The organism is Pseudomonas sp. C11 (genome assembly GCF_034683865.1).
Classification (GTDB): Bacteria; Pseudomonadota; Gammaproteobacteria; order Pseudomonadales; family Pseudomonadaceae; genus Aquipseudomonas.
This window is the reverse complement of sequence record NZ_JAWIIP010000019.1, coordinates 60,942-78,920: the sequence shown is the minus strand read 5'-3', so window position 1 is coordinate 78,920 and position 17,979 is coordinate 60,942. Positions and strand designations below refer to the sequence as shown.

Genomic DNA, 17,979 nt, shown 5'->3' with positions numbered 1-17,979 from the left:
GCCTCAAGTGACTTGACGCTGGACACGGTTGCTCGCCCGGGAGGGCGAAACCAGAAACATCAGCAAAAACGCGGCAATCCGGAACTGACACCAGAACAACCAGCAAGTCCACACAAACTTGCCAGTCCGGTATCCCCCATACCAATAAAAAACGGGCCATCGAGGCCCGTTTTCATACCGCATCGTGACAATCAGACCTTGCCTGGCTGCCAGGATGGCGAAGTAGTCTCTTCCATCGCCTGCTGCAGCGCCTTCTTGCGCTTCTCCTCGGCGCGCTGGCTGAAGAACCAGGCCAGGAAGGTGGCGAACGACACCACCAGCAGGATCAGGCTGGCCACGGCGTTGATCTCCGGCTTAACCCCCAAGCGCACGGCAGAGAAGATCTCCATCGGCAAGGTGGTCGAACCCGGACCGGAGACGAAGCTGGCCAGTACCAGATCGTCCAGCGACAGGGCGAAGGACATCATCGCCCCCGCTGCCAGCGACGGTGCGATCATCGGCACGGTGATCAGGAAGAACACCTTCCACGGCCGGGCGCCGAGATCCATGGCCGCCTCTTCGATGGACATATCCAGCTCACGCAAGCGCGACGACACCACCACTGCCACATAGGCGGAGCAGAACGTGGTGTGGGCGATCCAGATGGTGGACATACCACGCTGCTCCGGCCAGCCAAGCAGTTGCGCCATCAACACGAACAGCAGCAGCAGCGACAGACCGGTGATCACCTCGGGCATTACCAGCGGTGCGGTGACCAGGCCACCGAACAGCGTGCGCCCCTTGAAGCGGGTGATACGGGTCAGCACGAACGCCGCCAGAGTACCGAGAATCACCGCAGAGATGGCGGTGTACAGGGCGATTTCCAGCGAGCGCGCCACCGCACTCATCAGTTGGGTGTTGTCCAGCAGGCCGACGTACCACTTCACCGACCAGCCACCCCAGACCGTGACGAGGCGCGAGGCGTTGAACGAGTAGATGACCAGGATGACCATCGGCAGGTAGATGAATGCCAGGCCCGCCCAGAGCATGACACTGGAGAAGCTCACACGTTTCATGGGCGGCCCTCCAGTTCCTTGGCTTGGTTACGGTTGAACAGAATGATGGGCACGATAAGGATCGCCAGCATGACCACCGCCAGGGCGGATGCCACCGGCCAGTCGCGGTTGTTGAAGAACTCCTGCCACAACACCTTGCCGATCATCAGGGTCTCCGGCCCGCCGAGCAGTTCGGGGATGACGAACTCGCCGACCACGGGGATGAACACCAGCATGGAGCCGGCGATGATGCCGTTCTTCGACAGCGGCACGGTGATGCGCCAGAAGTTGTTGAAGTTGCTCGAGCCCAGGTCGGAGGCAGCTTCCAGCAGGGTGTGATCGTGCTTCACCAGGTTGGCGTAGAGCGGCAGGATCATGAACGGCAGGTAGGAATAGACCACGCCGATGTACACCGCGATGTTGGTGTTGAGGATCTGCAGCGGCTCGTGGATCAGACCAATGCCCTGCAGGAAACTGTTGAGCAGGCCGTTGTTGCCGAGAATGCCCATCCAAGCATAGACACGGATCAGGATCGCGGTCCAGGTCGGCATCATGATCAGCAGCAGGTAGACCGTCTGCCGGTCCTTTGGCGCACGGGCGATGGCATAGGCCATCGGATAGCCGATCACCAGGCACAGCAGGGTGCTGAAGAAGGCGATCTGCAGCGAGCCCAGGTAGGCCGACAGGTACAGGGCATCTTCGGTAAGGAAGATGTAGTTACCCAGATTGAGCAGAATGGTCAGCTTGTTATCCGCCCACTCGTAGATTTCCGTGTACGGCGGGATGGCCACGTCGGCTTCGGCGAAGCTGATCTTCAGCACGATGATGAAGGGCAGCAGGAAGAACAGGAACAGCCACAGGAACGGAATGCCGATCACGGCATGCCGCCCGCTGGGCAGATAGCGCGAGAGTTTGGCCAGTTTCATGATTGCAGTACCACGCCGCTGTCGTCTTCCCAGTACACCACCACAGGATCGTCCCAGGTCGGACGCTTGCCGCGGCGTTCGGCGTTGGCGATGAAGCATTGCACCACCTGGCCGGAGTCGAGTTTGACGTAGAACACCGAGTGGCCGCCCAGGTAGGCGATGTCATGCACGTGGCCACGGCTCCAGTTGTATTCCGGGTGTTCGTGATCGACCGGCAGTTCAGTGGCCATCAACAGTTTTTCCGGACGCAGGGCGTAGGTGACCTTCTTCTCCTCGGCACGGGTACTGATGCCGTGGCCGATGTAGATCGGCTTGTCCAACTGCGGGCAGCTGATGATGGCGTGGTCGGCGTCGTCGGTGGTGATGTCGCCTTCGAACAGGTTGACGTTACCGATGAATTCACACACCAGGCGGTTGGCCGGCGTCTCGTAGATATCGATCGGGCTGCCGGTCTGGGCGATCCAGCCCAGGTGCATGATGGCGATGCGCTGGGCCATGGTCATGGCCTCTTCCTGGTCGTGGGTGACCATCACGCAGGTCACGCCCACGCGCTCGATGATCTCAACCAGTTCGAGCTGCATCTGCGAACGCAGCTTCTTGTCCAAGGCGCCCATCGGCTCGTCGAGCAACAGCAGCTTGGGGCGCTTGGCCAGCGAGCGGGCCAGCGCCACACGCTGACGCTGACCGCCAGAGAGCTGGTGCGGCTTGCGCTTGGCGTACTGGGTCATGTGCACGAGCTTGAGCATCTCGTTGACACGCTCTTCGATCTCGGCCTTGGCCATCTTGTCCTGCTGCAGACCAAAGGCGATGTTCTGCGCCACGGTCATGTGCGGGAACAGCGCGTAGGACTGGAACATCATGTTGATCGGCCGCTGGTACGGCGGCATGTCAGTGATGTCCACGCCATCAAGGATGATGCGTCCCTCGGTGGGTCGCTCGAAACCAGCGAGCATGCGCAGCAGCGTGGACTTGCCGGATCCGGAGCCACCGAGCAGGGCGAAGATTTCACCCTTGTTGATGGTCAGCGATACGTCGTCGACGGCCACTGTCTCGTCGAATTTCTTTGTAACCCGGTCGATCTTCACCAGCACCTCTTTCGGTGTCTGGTTCCCTTCGAGGGCTTTTTTGTAGGCGCTGGAAGCGACAGCCATTATCGGAAAACTCCCGGAAGATTATGCCCGGCCCCTGCAGCCGGACAGGAACGATTACTGACCCGACTTGACCTTGGTCCAGGCGCGAGTCATCAAACGCTGCACTTTCACCGGCAATTCGGCGGAGATGTACAGCTTGTCCAGTACGGCTTGTGGCGGATACACGGACGGATCGTTACGCACGTCCTGATCCATCAGCTCACCGGCCTTGGTGTTGGGGTTGGCATAGCCGACGTAATCGCTGACTTCGGCGATTACCTGCGGATCAAGGAGATAGTTGATGAAGGCGAGGGCCTCGTCGGTATTGGCCGAATCCGCCGGGATGGCCAGCATGTCGAACCACAGGTTGGCGCCTTCCTTGGGGATGGCGTAGGCAATGTCGATGCCCTTGCCGGCTTCCTCGGCGCGGTCGGCAGCCTGCAGGATGTCGCCGGAGAAACCGGCGGCCACGCAGATGTTGCCGTTGGCCAGGTCGCCGATGTACTTGGAGCTGTGGAAATAGGTGACGTACGGCCGCACTTCCAGCAGCTTGGCTTCAGCCTTAGCGTAATCGTCCGGGTTGGTGCTGTTGGGGTTGAGGCCCAGGTAGTTGAGCATGGCCGGAATCATCTCGTCGGCCGAATCGAGGAAGGCGACGCCACACTGGCTGAGCTTCTTGATGTTCTCCGGTTCGAACAGCACCGACCAGGAGTCGATCTCGTCGACACCGAGCACTTCCTTGACCTTCTCGACGTTGTAACCAATGCCGTTGGTGCCCCACAAATAAGGTACGGCGTACTGGTTGCCGGGGTCATTGGTTTCCAGCTGCTTGAGCAGCGCGGGGTCGAGGTTATTCCAGTTCGGCAGCTTGGCGCGATCCAGTTTCTGGAAGGCACCGGCCTTGATCTGCTTGCCGAGGAAATGGTTTGACGGCACGACCACGTCGTAGCCGGTACGGCCGGCGAGCAGCTTGCCTTCGAGGGTTTCATTGGAGTCGAACACGTCGTAGACCGGCTTGATGCCCGTCTTGGCCTCGAAGTTGGCCAGAGTCTGTTCGCCGATGTAGTCGCTCCAGTTGTAGATGTGCACCGTTTGCTGGGCCAGAGCGGCCCCGCTCAGGGTAGCGGCTGCCAGGGCGATCAGAGTCTTGGGCAGGGTTACTCGCACAGTTTCATCCTCGCTTTGCTGCGCCGCTAAAAAAAGCGCGGCACTTTATAGGAAAACGCGTCGGGAATCAGCGACTGCCAGATCGAGATCAAGCTGCACCGGTACCACCCCTAGGCTCTTGGCCCGAACACGCGCACATCGGTGGCCATCGTGGCCCTGTAAAGTGTCCCTGGGAAACCTGGCGGGCACGCCCGCCAGGCCTTGCTGCTTACGCGATCAGCGACCGGACTTGATCTTGGTCCAGCTGCGGGTCATGTTGCGCTGCACCGCCGGCGCCAGATCCGGGAAGGTGTAGATCTTCTTCAGCACTTCCGGGCTCGGGTAGACACCCGGGTCGGTGCGCAGGGCTTCATCCACCAGCGGCGTGGCAGCGGCGTTGCCGTTGGGGAACTGCACGTAGTTGGTGATGCTGGCCATGACTTCCGGCTTCATCAGGTAGTTGAGGAAGGTATGGGCCGCTTCGACGTTCTTGGCATCGGCCGGCACGGCGAGCATATCGAAGAAGGCGCCGGCGCCCTCTTTCGGGATGTTGTAGCTGACCTGAACGCCGTTCTTCGCCTCTTCGGCGCGGGCCTTGGCCTGGTAGATATCACCCGAGTAGCCGATGGCGACGCAGATGTTGCCGTTGGCCAGGTCGGAGATGTACTTGGAGCTGTGGAAGTAGGCCACCGACGGACGAATCTTCATGAACAGCTCTTCAGCCTTCTTCAGCTCGTCGCCCTTGTTGCTATCCGGGGCATAGCCCAGGTAGTGCAGCGCGGCCGGCAGGATCTCGGTCGGCGAGTCGAGGAAGGAAACGCCACAGGCTTTGAGTTTTTCCATGTTCTCCGGCTTGAATACCAGATCCCAGGAGTCGACCGGCGCGTTGTCACCCAGTACCGCCTTGACCTTCTCGACGTTGTAGCCGATGCCGATGGTGCCCCACATGTAGGGAATCGAGTACTGGTTGCCCGGATCGCTCGGTTCCAGGGCCTTGAGCAGATCCTTGTCGAGGTTCGACCAGTTCGGCAGCTTGGACTTGTCCAGCTTCTGGAACACGCCAGCCTTGATCTGCTTGGCCAGGAAGGGGTTGGACGGTACGACCACGTCATAGCCCGAGCTGCCGGCCAGCAGTTTGGCTTCCAGGACTTCGTTGCTGTCGAAGACGTCGTAGACGACCTTGATGCCGGTTTCCTTCTCGAAGTTGGCCAGGGTGTCTTCGGCGATGTAATCGCTCCAGTTGTAGACATGCAGCACTTTGTCCTCTGCCTGAGCGGTGCCTGCGAAGGCAGCAGCCAGGGACAACGCGAGAAGGGTCTTGCCGAATGTTTTCATGCGTACAGCTCCTGTTGTCGTGTCGGTGTTCCGAAGGTACGCGGCGCCCCTGGAAGTGGCTTGCCAACGCACTGGCGCAGTCTGGCAAGGTCATGGCAGTGATACAACTTTCGAGTCATCACCTGGCCAGCCTTGCCCTTCAGCGACGCAGTTCCTGCAGAGTCAGGTCCAGGCACTTGCGCGCCTTTTCCACCAGTTCGTCAATTTCCTCGCGGCTGATCACCAGCGGCGGGGCGATGATCATGGTGTCGCCTACGGCGCGCATGATCAGACCGTTATTAAAGCAGTGACCACGGCAGACCATGCCGGCGGCCACGTCATCCGGGTAACGCTTGCGGCTGGCCTTGTCCTGCACCAGTTCGATGGCACCGAGCATGCCGACACCGCGCACTTCACCCACCAGCGGGTGATCCGCCAGCTCACGCAGACGACTCTGCAAATAGGGTGCCGTTTCCGCTTTCACCCGTTCGACGATGCCTTCTTCCTTGAGAATGCGTAGGTTCTCCAGCCCCACCGCCGCCGCCACCGGGTGACCGGAATAGGTGAAGCCGTGGTTGAAGTCACCATGCGCCTCGATCACCTCGAACACCTTGTCGCTGACGATCAGCCCGCCCATCGGCACGTATCCCGAGGTCAGGCCCTTGGCGATGGTCATCAGATCAGGCTTGAGGCCGTAGTACTGGCTGCCGAACCACTCGCCGGTACGGCCGAAACCGCAGATCACCTCGTCGGCGACGAAGAGAATGTCGTACTTGGCGAGGATTTCCTTGATGCGCGGCCAGTAGGTTTCTGGCGGGATGATCACACCGCCGGCACCCTGGATCGGCTCGGCGATGAACGCTGCAACGTTGCCTTCGCCCAGTTCGAGAATCTTCTTCTCCAGCTGGTCGGCCGCCCAGATGCCGAAGGCGTCCGGGGTCATGTCGCCGCCCTCGCCGAACCAGTACGGCTGCGGGATATGCGCGATACCCGGGATCGGCAGGTCGCCCTGCTCGTGCATGAACTTCATGCCGCCGAGGCTGGCGCCGGCCACGGTGGAGCCGTGGTAGCCGTTGTCGCGGCCGATGATGATCTTTTTCTGTGGTTGGCCCTTGCACGCCCAGTAGTGGCGTACCAGACGCAGCATGGTGTCGTTGCCTTCCGAGCCCGAACCGGTGAAGAACACATGGTTCATGCCGGCCGGCGCCAACTTGGAGATGGCATGGGCCAGTTCCAGCACCGGCGGGTGAGCGGTCTGGAAGAAGGTGTTGTAGAACGGCAGCTGCAACATCTGCTTGGACGCTGCAGCGACCAGCTCCTCGCGGCCATAGCCGACGGCCACGCACCACAGGCCGGCCATGCCATCGAGAATCTTGTTGCCCTCGCTGTCCCACAGGTGCACACCTTTGGCCTCAGTGATGATGCGCGGGCCCTTCTCGGCCAGCTGCTTGTAATCACTGAACGGCGCCAGGTGGTGAGCCTGACTCAGAGCCTGCCAATGGGCAGTCTTGGGATTGTTCGCTTGCTTGTTCATTACCACACCTTCTTCTGTGAACGCTGCCGGCTCACGGACTTTTGTAGAGTGGGCCGCGCGGCGATCCGCTTCAGCCCACCGAATCAGCCTGCAAGGGTGGGTTAAAGCCCACCCTACACCTGCGCCGGGACTACACCGACAGCAGCAGAAACTCGCGCTCCCAGGAGCTGATCACGCGCTTGAAGTTCTCGTGCTCGGCGCGCTTGACGGCGACATAGCCACGCATGAACTTCTCGCCCAGGTACTTCTCGGCCACCTTGCACGCTTCCATACGCTCCAGCGCCGCCTCGATGGTCAGCGGCAGGCGCAGGTTGCGGCGCTCATAGCCACGCCCCTTGACCGGCGCACTGGGCTTGATGCCCTCGACCATGCCGATGTAGCCACACAGCAGCGACGCCGCCAGCACCAGATAGGGGTTGGCATCGGCGCCCGCCAGGCGGTTTTCCACACGGCGGTTCTGTGGGCTGGCCTCGGGTACGCGCAGGCCAACGGTGCGGTTCTCCTCGCCCCACTCGACGTTCACCGGCGCCGAGGTGTCGGGCAGGAAACGGCGGAACGAGTTGACGTTGGGGGCAAACAGCGGCAGCAGCTCGGGGATGTACTTCTGCAGACCACCGATGTGATGCAGGAACAGCTCGCTCATCGTGCCGTCCTCGTTGGAGAACAGGCTCTTGCCGGTCTTGATGTCCACCACGCTCTGGTGAATGTGCATGGCGCTGCCCGGCTCATCGGTGATCGGCTTGGCCATGAAGGTGGCCGCCACGTCATGCTTGAGCGCAGCTTCGCGCATGGTGCGCTTGAACACGGTGATCTGGTCGGCCAGGTGCAGGGCTTCGCCATGGCGGAAGTTGATCTCCATCTGCGCCGGGCCGTCTTCGTGGATCAGCGTATCGAGATCCAGGTGCTGCAGCTCGCACCAGTCGTAGACATCTTCGAACAGCGGATCGAATTCGTTCGCGGCATCGATGGAAAACGACTGCCGGCCCACTTCCGGGCGGCCGGAGCGGCCCATCGGTGCCACCAGCGGGAAGTCCGGGTCACTGTTGCGCTTGGTCAGGTAGAACTCCATCTCTGGCGCGACGATGGGCTTCCAGCCTTTATCCGCATACATCTGCAGCACACGCTTGAGAATGTTGCGCGGCGACAGCTCGATGGGGTTGCCCTGCTTGTCGAAGGTGTCGTGGATCACCATTGCGGTGGGCTCGATGGCCCAGGGCACGAGGAACACGGCATTGGGATCGGGGCGGCAGAACATGTCGATGTCCGCCTCGTCCAGCAACTCGTAATAGATGTCATCCTCGACGTAGTCGCCGGTCACGGTCTGCAGCAGCACGCTCTCGGGCAGACGCATGCCCTTCTCATCGAGGAACTTGTTGGTCGGCGATATCTTGCCGCGGGCAATGCCGGTCAGGTCACTGATCAGGCATTCGACTTCGGTGATTTTGCGTTCTTTCAGCCAGCTCGTGAGCTGGTCTAGCTTGGTACTCATAGAGACCTCAGGGTTGTAGAACCTGCTGCATATCTATAGCGGGTTCAGCGTTGCCCTGCTCCCTCCCTGCAAGCCTCACCAAAGGCCTGGAAGAGAGCAGGATAGTGTGCGGATGCTACCCGCCTTTCAGGGAGAACTTGGCCCCCCGATACTAAGCTTTTGCTGCAGTACAGCAGCCAGATGCAAACCACGCACCTGCCGAAACACAGGCACGGGTGCGGCACCCTGCGCTTGGATCATGACTGAACTAAGGTGACACGAGGTAAGAATGCAGCGCAAAGCCGGGGCAGATACAACTTCGCGAACGAAGGAGACAAGATTCGCCTGCCGCTGACGCCACGACATACCGCTCCTGTCGGCATGAAGCCCTGCAGTGCAAGCACCTGCGAGAGAGCTGTGGCCCTGGGCCTTGAAGCGAGCGCTGACGCCGATTATCGGCAAGCGAGACATTGGACACCCGTATTATTGCTGTTAGTGGGGTTTCGACCGAGCTTAGCCTTGTTCATTTTTTTACACAATAGGGCTGTAAAAAATTGAACACACCCCATTGAGCACCGCGGCCGCACAGGGGTTGAGCCCTGCTGAATGGCCCTAAAATGCCCCAAAAACGGCCATCACGCCCCACATCAGGGCACTCAGAGGCCAGCTTGACAGTAAAGTGCGTTTCGGATTGACTCACACCCATGCAGTCGCATGATTGATATATTTAACAAAAAGGTGTTGCATCATGTCGGTACCCCCGCGTGCCGTTCAGCTTAACGAAGCGAACGCGTTCCTCAAGGAACATCCCGAGGTCCAGTTCGTCGACCTTCTTATTGCAGATATGAATGGTGTGGTGCGCGGCAAGCGCATCGACCGTAATGCCCTTCACAAGGTGTACGAGAAAGGCATCAACCTGCCCGCCTCGCTCTTTGCTCTCGACATCAATGGCTCCACCGTCGAAAGCACCGGCCTTGGCCTGGACATCGGCGACGCCGACCGTATCTGCTTCCCCATCCCCGATACCCTGTGCAACGAGCCCTGGCAGAAGCGCCCGACCGCGCAACTGCTGATGACCATGCACGAGCTGGACGGCACGCCTTTCTTCGCCGACCCGCGCGAGGTATTGCGCCAGGTGGTACAGAAGTTCGACGAACTGGGCCTGCGTATCTGCGCAGCTTTCGAACTGGAGTTCTACCTGATCGATCAGGAGAACGTGAACGGCCGTCCGCAGCCGCCGCGCTCGCCGATCTCCGGCAAGCGCCCACACTCCACTCAGGTCTATCTGATCGATGACCTCGACGAATATGTCGACTGCCTGCAGGACATGCTCGAAGCCGCCAAGGAGCAGGACATCCCGGCCGACGCCATCGTCAAGGAAAGCGCCCCGGCACAGTTCGAAGTCAACCTTCATCACGTCGAAGACGCCATCAAGGCCTGCGACTATGCCCTGCTGCTCAAGCGCCTGATCAAGAACATCGCCTACGACCATGAGATGGATTCCACCTTCATGGCCAAGCCCTATCCGGGCCAGGCGGGCAACGGCCTGCACGTGCACATCTCGCTGCTGGACAAGAAGACCGGCAAGAACATCTTCGCGGCCGAAGATCCGCTGGAGAACTCTTCGTTGCGCCATGCCGTCGGCGGCATTCTCGACACCATGGCCGCGTCGATGGCGTTCCTCTGCCCCAACGTCAACTCCTACCGCCGCTTCGGTGCACAGTTCTATGTGCCCAACGCGCCGAGCTGGGCACTGGACAACCGCACCGTGGCCGTTCGCATCCCCACCGGCAGCCCGGACGCCGTGCGCATCGAACACCGCGTGGCCGGCGCCGATGCCAACCCCTACCTAATGCTGGCCTCGATCCTCGCCGGTATTCACCACGGTCTGACCAACCAGATCGAGCCGGGCGAGCCGATCGAAGGCAACTCCTATGAGCAGCTCGAACCCAGCCTGCCGAACAACCTGCGCGATGCCCTGCGCGAGCTGGACGACAGCGAGGTGATGAACAAGTACATCGACTCGAAGTACATCGACATCTTCGTCGCGTGCAAGGAAGCCGAGCTGCAGGAGTTCGAGACCACAATCTCCGACCTCGAGTACAACTGGTACCTGCACACCGTGTAACCCCGAGAAAGCCGGCCGCAGAGCCGGCTTCTTTTTGCCTGCAACCTGCCAGCCCCGATGCTCTGCACCGGGGCCTGCGCCTGGCCGCAAAGGCCGCTGCGCTGACATGAATCAACCTTCGCCCGCCTCAGCTGCGGATACTGTTGCCTTCATCCTTCAGGGAGCTTCACATGCATCGCGTTCTTGTCGCCGTTTTCCTCGGCCTCACTCCTTGGCTGGCCCAGGCCGCCGACAGCATCACGGTCTACAACTGGAACGACTACATCGCACCTCAGGTACTGGAAGACTTCACCCGCGACACCGGGATCGCAGTCGACTATCACACCTTCACGACTGCCGAAGAGCTGGACAAGGCGCTCGACAGCGGTGACGCCATCGATGTCGCGGTACCTTCGCACAATCAACTGCCCGCCCTGATCAGCGCAGGTCGCATTCGTCCGCTGGACTTCAGCCAACTGCCCAATAGCCGCCATCTGGACAAACAGCTGCTCAGCAAGCTGGCCGCCGTCGATCCGCAAAATCGTCATGCTGTGCCCTATCTGTGGGGCGCTGTCGGCTTGGCCATCAATACCCCCAAGGCCGAAGCCGCCTACGGTGGTCCGCTACCCGATAGCTGGAGCCTGCTGTTCGATCCGCAGCAGAGCGCGCGCCTGGCCAGTTGTGGCATCAGCGTGCTGGATGCCGCCGATGAAGGCCTGTCACTCCTGCTCAATTATCAGGGACGCAGCCTGGCACGCAGCGCACCGAGCCGCATCCAGCGTGCCGGCAAGATACTCGACGCGCTACGCCCCAACCTGCGCTACGTCGACAGCGAGCGCTACATCGATGACCTGGCCAAGGGCAATCTGTGCCTATCCATGGCCTGGGTCGGTGATGCCCTGGCGGCAGCACAGGCCGGGCAACCCGTGCGCTTCGTGGTGCCGCAGGAAGGCTCGGTGCTGTTCATCGACAACCTGGTGATCCCGGCCACCAGCAGCCAACCGGCCCTGGCCCATCGGTTCATCGATTACCTGATGCAACCCAAGGTGATTGCCCAGGTCACCTCCGAAACCCTCTACCCCAATGGCAACGCCGACTCGGCGCAGTTCATCGAGGCCGCCCTGCTCGAACAGCCCGGCCTGTACCCGGATCAGGAAACCAAGCGCCGGCTGTTCCCGCTGGATGTACTGCCGGAAAAACATGCCGAGATGCGTAACCAGGTCTGGCAGCATTTCCGCCAGGGCAGTTGATCGGCTGGCGAGGCTTGCCTCGCCGGCGCTGGCTGGCGTCCAATAGCGCCTCACGTATCGAGGAGCTCCGCCATGTCGCGCCCCGCCAGCACGCGCAAGCCACGCGCCAGCAGCCAGGCGAGAATCGCCCAGATTCTCGCCGCCGCTCGCGCCTTGCTGGCCGAGCAGGGCATGACCAACCTGTCGATCTACAGCGTGGCCGAACACGCCGGCATCCCGCCCTCTTCGGTCTACCACTTCTTCGCCAGCGTCCCGGCGCTGCTCGAAGGGCTGACTGCCGACGTGCATGCGGCTTTCCGCGCCAGCCTGCTGGAACCGATCGACCATACGGCCCTGCGCAGCTGGCATGACCTCTCGCGCCAGGTCGAACAGCGCATGCTGACCATCTATGCCGAAGACGCTGCTGCACGCCAATTGATCCTGGCGCAACACGGCCTGGCCGAGGTCGCGCAGGCCGACCACCAGCACGATCAGGAGCTTGGCCGCCTGATGCGGGCGCTGTTCGACCGTCACTTCCCCTTGCCGCAATTGCCGACGGATATCGATGTCTTCAACCTGGCCATGTCCCTGGGCGACCGCGTCTACGCCCGCTCCGTGCAGTTGCACGGCCACATCACCCCGCGCCTGGCCGAAGAAGGTATGCGCGTGTTCGATGCCTACCTCGGCCTGTATCTGCCGCCCGCCCTGCCCAAGCGACTCGAGCCCCTGGCCTGATCTCCCGCCGCCTGCGCCTTCGCGAACCTGACACCGCCCACTCTGTCGCGGATAAGTCCGCTACTGCCGGCCCGCTATGCATCGCGGATGAATCCGTGCCTGCAGCCAACAAAAATGCAGATATTTATTCGATTAAAATCTTAAATTTTTACCAAGCACTCTCTAAAACCACTTCCAAATTCGATTTTTATCGAATATAAATCGACCATTCAGCCTTGGTCGAGCTTCCACCATGGCGCCCTGTGCAGGCCGGTATCTGGCCTCATATCACTCCAAGAGGTGCTTTATGTCCCGTATCGTCACCGTTGCCGCGACCCAGATGGCCTGTTCCTGGGATAGCGCCGCCAATATCGCCAACGCCGAGAAGCTGGTGCGCCAGGCAGCCGCCCAGGGCGCGCAGATCATCCTGATTCAGGAGCTGTTCGAGACGCCCTACTTCTGCCAGAAGCCCAACGCCGACTACACCCAGCTGGCGACCACGGTGGACGAGAACCCGGCCATTGCGCACTTCAGCAAGGTCGCGGCGGAGCTCAAGGTGGTGCTGCCGATCAGCTTCTTCGAGCGCGCCGGTCGCGCCCGTTTCAACAGCATCGCCATCATCGATGCCGACGGTACCAACCTCGGGATTTATCGGAAAAGCCATATTCCCGACGGCCCCGGCTATCACGAGAAGTACTACTTCAACCCGGGCGATACCGGCTTCAAGGTCTGGGATACCGCCTATGCGCGCATCGGCGTGGGCATCTGCTGGGATCAGTGGTTCCCCGAATGCGCCCGCAGCATGGCGTTGATGGGCGCGGAAATCCTCTTCTACCCGACCGCCATCGGCAGCGAGCCGCACGATGCCGGCATCAACTCGCGCGAGCACTGGCAGCGCGTGCAGCAAGGCCATGCCGGCGCCAACGTGATGCCGCTGGTGGCCAGTAACCGCATCGGCCGCGAGGAGCAGGACGGCTACGACATCACCTTCTACGGCAGCTCGTTCATCGCCGACCCGTACGGGGCCAAGGTGAAGGAACTGGATCAGACCGAAGAAGGCATCCTGGTGCACAGCTTCGACCTCACCGCCCTGGAAAAGACGCGCACGGCCTGGGGTATATTCCGTGACCGCCGCCCGAACCTATACTGGCCAGTCTCCACGCTCGACGGCGAAAGCCTGTCCGAATGAACGTAGCCCGGACGCAATCCGGGGCTTTTTCTCACGATTCCCCGGATTGCATCCGGGCTACAGGTGAACTATGACCACCCTGAGCACTACCCCCCGCGCCGATGGTTTCTATATGCCTGCCGAGTGGGCGCCGCATAGCCAGACCTGGATGGTCTGGCCCGAGCGCCCGGACAACTGGCGCAATGGCGGCAAACCGGCGCAGGCCGCCTTCGCCGCCGTCGCCCGCGCCATCGCCCAGTTCGAACCGGTGACCGTCTGCGTCAGCGCCGCCCAGTACGAAAACGCCCGTGCGCGGCTGGACATGAGCAACATCCGCCTGGTGGAAATCACCACCGACGACGCCTGGGTGCGCGACACCGGCCCGACCTTCGTGATCAACGACAGCGGCGAAGTACGCGGTGTGGACTGGGCCTTCAATGCCTGGGGCGGCTTCGATGGCGGCCTCTACTGGCCGTGGCTGCGCGATGATCAGGTGGCGCGCAAGATCCTCGAGGTCGAACGTTGCAAGCGCTACCGTACCGAAGGCTTCGTGCTCGAAGGCGGCTCGATCCATGTCGATGGCGAGGGCACCCTGATCACCACCGAAGAGTGCCTGCTGAACAGGAACCGCAACCCGCACCTGTCGCGCGAAGAGATCGAGAATGTGCTGCGCGAGCACCTGGCCATCGACACGGTGATCTGGCTGCCGAACGGCCTGTTCAACGACGAGACCGACGGCCACGTCGACAACTTCTGTTGCTACGTGCGCCCGGGTGAAGTGCTGCTGGCCTGGACCGACGACGAGAACGACCCCAACTACCCACGCTGCCAGGCCGCCATGCGCGTGCTGGAAAGCGCACGTGATGCCAAGGGCCGGCAACTGGTGGTGCACAAGATGCCGATTCCCGGCCCGATCCACGCCACTGCTGAAGAGTGCGCTGGGGTCGATATGGTCGAAGGCAGCCAGGAACGCAGCCCGGAGGTGCGCCTGGCCGGCTCCTACGTCAACTTCCTCATCGTCAACGGCGGCATCGTGGCGCCGAGCTTCGACGATGCCAAGGATGACGAGGCGCGTGCCATCCTCGAGCGGCTCTTCCCCGAGCATCGCGTGGTGATGGTACCGGGCCGCGAGATCCTCCTCGGCGGCGGCAATATCCACTGCATCACCCAGCAACAGCCGGCGCCGCAACAGCGCTGAAAATTGCTCGCGCGGGGTTCAAGTAGATCCTGACCAAGCCGATAAGATTGGTCGGGATCATCCCCGTATCCTCTCGAGCACATCATGTTCAATAAAGCCCTCAAGCAAGCCCTGGAAGCGGCTCGTCAACAGTTGCAAGCCGCTCTCGCCAGGAAGGCTGCCGTCGACCGTTCGACGGCCATGATCGAGTTCAAACCCGACGGCACCATCATCGGCGCCAATGACAATTTCCTCACGACCGTGGGCTACCGCCTGGAAGAAATTCAGGGCCAGCATCACCGGTTGTTCTGCTTTCCCGACTACCAGGCCAGCGCCGAGTACCGGCGTTTCTGGCAGCGCCTGGCGGCCGGCGAGTACATCCGTGATCGTTTCCTGCGCCGCAACAAGCAGGGCCAGGAAGTCTGGCTGGAAGCCAGCTACAACCCGATCCTGGGCGCCGATGGCCGCGTCGAGTCGGTGCTCAAGCTGGCCACCGACATCACCACCCTGGTGGCACGCGAACAGGAGCAAGAGAGCATGATCGACGCGATCGGCCGTTCCATGGCCGTGATCGCGTTCAACCTCAAGGGCGAAGTGCTGGAAGCCAACGCCAACTTCCTGCAAACCATGGGCTATCGCCTGGAGGATATTCGCGGCAAGCACCATCGGCAGTTCTGCACCCGCGAAGAAGTAGACTCACCGACCTATCGCGATTTCTGGGAGCGACTCAACCGTGGCGAGTTCTTCTCCGGACGCTTCCAGCGCGTCAACCGCAACGGCGATATCGTCTGGCTGAGCGCCACCTACAACCCGGTGTTCGATGCCAGTGGCCGGCTCTACAAGGTGGTCAAGTTCGCCCGCGACATTACCGCGCAGGTACGCCAGCAACAGGCCGAATCAGAAGCGGCCAAACTCGCCTACGAGATCTCCCAGCAAACCGACGAAAGCGCTCGCCATGGCGCCGAGGTGATTCTCGAGACGGTGGAGATGGTGCGTGGTATCGCCGACGAGCTGTCACGGGCCGCCTCGGGCATCACGGCGGTCAGCGAACAGTCGGAACGCATCAGCAGCATCGTGCAGACCATCCGCGGTATCGCCGAGCAGACCAACCTGCTCGCCCTCAATGCCGCCATCGAGGCGGCCAGGGCCGGTGAGCAGGGCCGCGGCTTCGCAGTGGTCGCCGACGAGGTGCGCAACCTGGCAGCGCGCACCGCCCAGGCGACGGTGGAGATCGTCGAGGTGGTCAAGCGCAACCATGAGCTGTCGCAGGACGCGGTGGACAGCATGCAGTCAAGCCGCCACAAGGTCGAACAGGGCGTGGCCCTGGTCAATCAGGCCGGACACGTGATCGAGGACATCCAGACCGGCGCACGCCAGGTAGTCGATGCCGTGCGCCAGTTCGCCGAGGCGCTGGAAGAGATCAATTGATCGGGGCCACCGACGTTAGAACCTGTTCACGATCTCGCGAGCTATAGCCAGGCAACACCGATGGCGGCCCCGCGAAACCAGGCGAAAAACGCTCGGAGTCGCGTTCGACTTTACGAGTGGTAAATGAGCATTTTTGACGGGGACGCCTAGTCTGGGCTCGCACGCGAGGCTGGTTTCAACGCAGCATGGCCGACGCGCAGCAGATCGTGAACAGGTTCTTACGGCTTCTTGCAGGTACTGATCCCCAACACCGGGTAAAGCGGGCAGAAGCGCAGGAAGCCGGTGGCCAGCGGCACCACACCGATCCAGCCCCACAGGCCGATGACGCCGGTCAGGCTCAGCACGATCAGTATCAGGCCAACGGCAATGCGCAGGCTGCGGTCGAGGGTTCCAACATTGGCTTGCATGGTGGTTCTCCAGGTCAACGTCCGCGCCGGCCCTCCAGCGCGGTAAAGATCAGCATGCCGGCGAGCATCGCCGCGACGAACAACAGCGCCTGCCAATGCCCACTCAGCAGGATCGCCAAAGCCGGCCCCGGGCAGATGCCGGCGATGCCCCAACCGACGCCGAACAACAGGCTGCCGCCGATCAGGCGGGCATCCAGGTCACGCCGTGTCGGCAACTGCATGGCGCCGCCCAGCAGCGCGCGGCTGCGCCGACGGGCCAGGGTCATGGGCAGCGCGGCAACGCCGATCGCTGCCACCATCACCAGCGCCAGCGACGGATCCCAGGCGCCGGCCAGGTCGAGAAAAGCCAGCACCTTGCTCGGGTCGGCCATCCCGGCCAGCAATAGCCCGAGTCCGAACAACACGCCACAGGCGAATGCACTGAGTCTGCTCATGTTCAGCCTCCCAGGAGATGACGCAGGACAAAGACCGTGAGGAAACCCGCAGCCATGAAGCACAGGGTGGCCACCAGCGAGCGCGGCGACAGGCGGGAAATGCCGCAGACACCATGGCCGCTGGTGCAGCCGGCGCCATAGCGAGTGCCGATGCCGACCAGCACGCCGGCAACGATCAGCCCCAGGCTGCCGCTCTGGAAATGAATATCCGGCATGCTCGCGAACAGTCCCCAGAGCAAGGGCGCCAGCAGCAGGCCAAGGAGAAACGCCGCTTTTTCACCACGCCCTTCTGCGCCACGCTGCAGCAGACTGCCAAGCAGACCGCTGATACCGGCGATACGGCCATTGGCCAGGGCGAAGATGGAGGCAGCCAGGCCGATCAGCGCGCCGCCGGCCAATGCGCTCCAGGGGGTGAAGTTGAGCCAGTCGATGGTCATTGCGCGCCCTCGCAGAACAGCCGGTACAGGGTCTCGATCACGGCCAGCGCCGCCGGGCTGCTGATGCTGTAGAAGATCTGCTTGCCGTCACGGCGAGTCGCCACCAGGCCTTCGCGGCGCAAGACCGCCAGTTGCTGGGACAGGGTGGGCTGCTGAATACCCAGCAGCGCCTCGAGCTCGCTGACATTGCGCTCGCCCTGGGAGAGCTGACAGAGCAACAGCAGACGATCCGGATTGGCCAGCGCCTTGAGCAATTGCCCAGCGGCGTCGGCGTTGGCACGTAACTGCTCGATATCGATGGATTCGGCCATGAGACACCTTCACTC

17 protein-coding genes and 1 pseudogene are annotated in these 17,979 nt (G+C 61.8%); 7 read left to right on the top strand and 11 right to left on the bottom strand.

From position 1 onward, the window contains the following. Positions 1–191 precede the first annotated feature (191 nt). The 7 genes from VC352_RS23295 to VC352_RS23265 form a co-directional block, all read right to left on the bottom strand. The gene (locus tag VC352_RS23295) at positions 192–1,055 is read right to left on the bottom strand and encodes an ABC transporter permease subunit (protein ID WP_322981878.1); all 864 of its coding nucleotides are present in this window, start codon (positions 1,053–1,055) and stop codon (positions 192–194) included. Then, on the bottom strand, positions 1,052–1,933 hold the full coding sequence (locus VC352_RS23290; protein ID WP_322981881.1) for an ABC transporter permease subunit: 882 nt from the start codon (positions 1,931–1,933) through the stop codon (positions 1,052–1,054). Before VC352_RS23290 ends, VC352_RS23295 begins: the two co-directional genes overlap by 4 nt. Before the next feature lie 23 nt (positions 1,934–1,956). Continuing rightward, entirely contained in the window at positions 1,957–3,111 is a 1,155-nt protein-coding gene (potA, locus tag VC352_RS23285) for a polyamine ABC transporter ATP-binding protein (protein WP_322981877.1), read from the bottom strand. Positions 3,112–3,165: 54 nt separating this feature from the next. Next, the gene (locus tag VC352_RS23280) at positions 3,166–4,257 is read right to left on the bottom strand and encodes a polyamine ABC transporter substrate-binding protein (protein ID WP_322981876.1); all 1,092 of its coding nucleotides are present in this window, start codon (positions 4,255–4,257) and stop codon (positions 3,166–3,168) included. A 216-nt stretch (positions 4,258–4,473) separates the two neighbouring features. Next, positions 4,474–5,571, bottom strand: a complete 1,098-nt coding sequence (locus VC352_RS23275) for a polyamine ABC transporter substrate-binding protein (RefSeq protein ID WP_322981875.1) — start codon at positions 5,569–5,571, stop codon at positions 4,474–4,476. Between the two features lie 139 nt (positions 5,572–5,710). After that, a complete protein-coding gene (locus VC352_RS23270) occupies positions 5,711–7,084 on the bottom strand; it encodes an aspartate aminotransferase family protein (protein ID WP_322981874.1) in 1,374 nt (457 codons plus the stop codon). A 130-nt stretch (positions 7,085–7,214) separates the two neighbouring features. Then, the gene (locus VC352_RS23265; protein WP_322981873.1) at positions 7,215–8,573 is read right to left on the bottom strand and encodes a glutamine synthetase family protein; all 1,359 of its coding nucleotides are present in this window, start codon (positions 8,571–8,573) and stop codon (positions 7,215–7,217) included. A gap of 727 nt (positions 8,574–9,300) precedes the next feature. Here VC352_RS23265 and VC352_RS23260 point away from each other — a divergent pair. From VC352_RS23260 to VC352_RS25615, 7 genes and pseudogenes are all read left to right on the top strand, one after another. Continuing rightward, a complete protein-coding gene (locus tag VC352_RS23260; RefSeq protein WP_322981872.1) occupies positions 9,301–10,680 on the top strand; it encodes a glutamine synthetase family protein in 1,380 nt (459 codons plus the stop codon). A gap of 170 nt (positions 10,681–10,850) precedes the next feature. Further along, positions 10,851–11,909, top strand: coding sequence for a polyamine ABC transporter substrate-binding protein (locus tag VC352_RS23255; RefSeq protein ID WP_322981871.1), 1,059 nt, complete (start codon positions 10,851–10,853; stop codon positions 11,907–11,909). A 72-nt stretch (positions 11,910–11,981) separates the two neighbouring features. Beyond that, positions 11,982–12,623 (top strand): TetR/AcrR family transcriptional regulator, encoded by a 642-nt coding sequence (locus VC352_RS23250; protein WP_322981870.1) that lies wholly within the window; start codon positions 11,982–11,984, stop codon positions 12,621–12,623. A 286-nt stretch (positions 12,624–12,909) separates the two neighbouring features. After that, on the top strand, positions 12,910–13,791 hold the full coding sequence (aguB, locus tag VC352_RS23245) for an N-carbamoylputrescine amidase (protein WP_322981869.1): 882 nt from the start codon (positions 12,910–12,912) through the stop codon (positions 13,789–13,791). Between the two features lie 70 nt (positions 13,792–13,861). After that, positions 13,862–14,968, top strand: coding sequence for an agmatine deiminase (gene aguA, locus VC352_RS23240; protein WP_322981868.1), 1,107 nt, complete (start codon positions 13,862–13,864; stop codon positions 14,966–14,968). Between the two features lie 84 nt (positions 14,969–15,052). Beyond that, positions 15,053–15,829 (top strand): annotated as a pseudogene (locus VC352_RS25620) (PAS domain-containing protein); the annotation flags it as partial. Positions 15,830–15,913: 84 nt separating this feature from the next. After that, on the top strand, positions 15,914–16,375 hold the full coding sequence (locus VC352_RS25615) for a methyl-accepting chemotaxis protein (protein ID WP_416340230.1): 462 nt from the start codon (positions 15,914–15,916) through the stop codon (positions 16,373–16,375). 218 nt (positions 16,376–16,593) lie between these two features. Here VC352_RS25615 and VC352_RS23230 read toward each other — a convergent pair whose 3' ends face one another. Genes VC352_RS23230 through VC352_RS23215 form a run of 4 tightly spaced genes read right to left on the bottom strand, consistent with a single transcriptional unit; the run spans position 16,594 to position 17,964 of the window. After that, the gene (locus VC352_RS23230; protein WP_143496443.1) at positions 16,594–16,782 is read right to left on the bottom strand and encodes a DUF2892 domain-containing protein; all 189 of its coding nucleotides are present in this window, start codon (positions 16,780–16,782) and stop codon (positions 16,594–16,596) included. A 14-nt stretch (positions 16,783–16,796) separates the two neighbouring features. Next, a complete protein-coding gene (locus tag VC352_RS23225; protein WP_322981866.1) occupies positions 16,797–17,216 on the bottom strand; it encodes a DUF6691 family protein in 420 nt (139 codons plus the stop codon). Positions 17,217–17,218: 2 nt separating this feature from the next. Further along, a complete protein-coding gene (locus VC352_RS23220) occupies positions 17,219–17,653 on the bottom strand; it encodes a YeeE/YedE family protein (protein ID WP_322981865.1) in 435 nt (144 codons plus the stop codon). Further along, the gene (locus VC352_RS23215) at positions 17,650–17,964 is read right to left on the bottom strand and encodes a metalloregulator ArsR/SmtB family transcription factor (RefSeq protein ID WP_322981864.1); all 315 of its coding nucleotides are present in this window, start codon (positions 17,962–17,964) and stop codon (positions 17,650–17,652) included. The genes VC352_RS23220 and VC352_RS23215 overlap by 4 nt, the downstream gene beginning before the upstream one ends. Between the last annotated feature and the right edge of the window lie 15 nt (positions 17,965–17,979).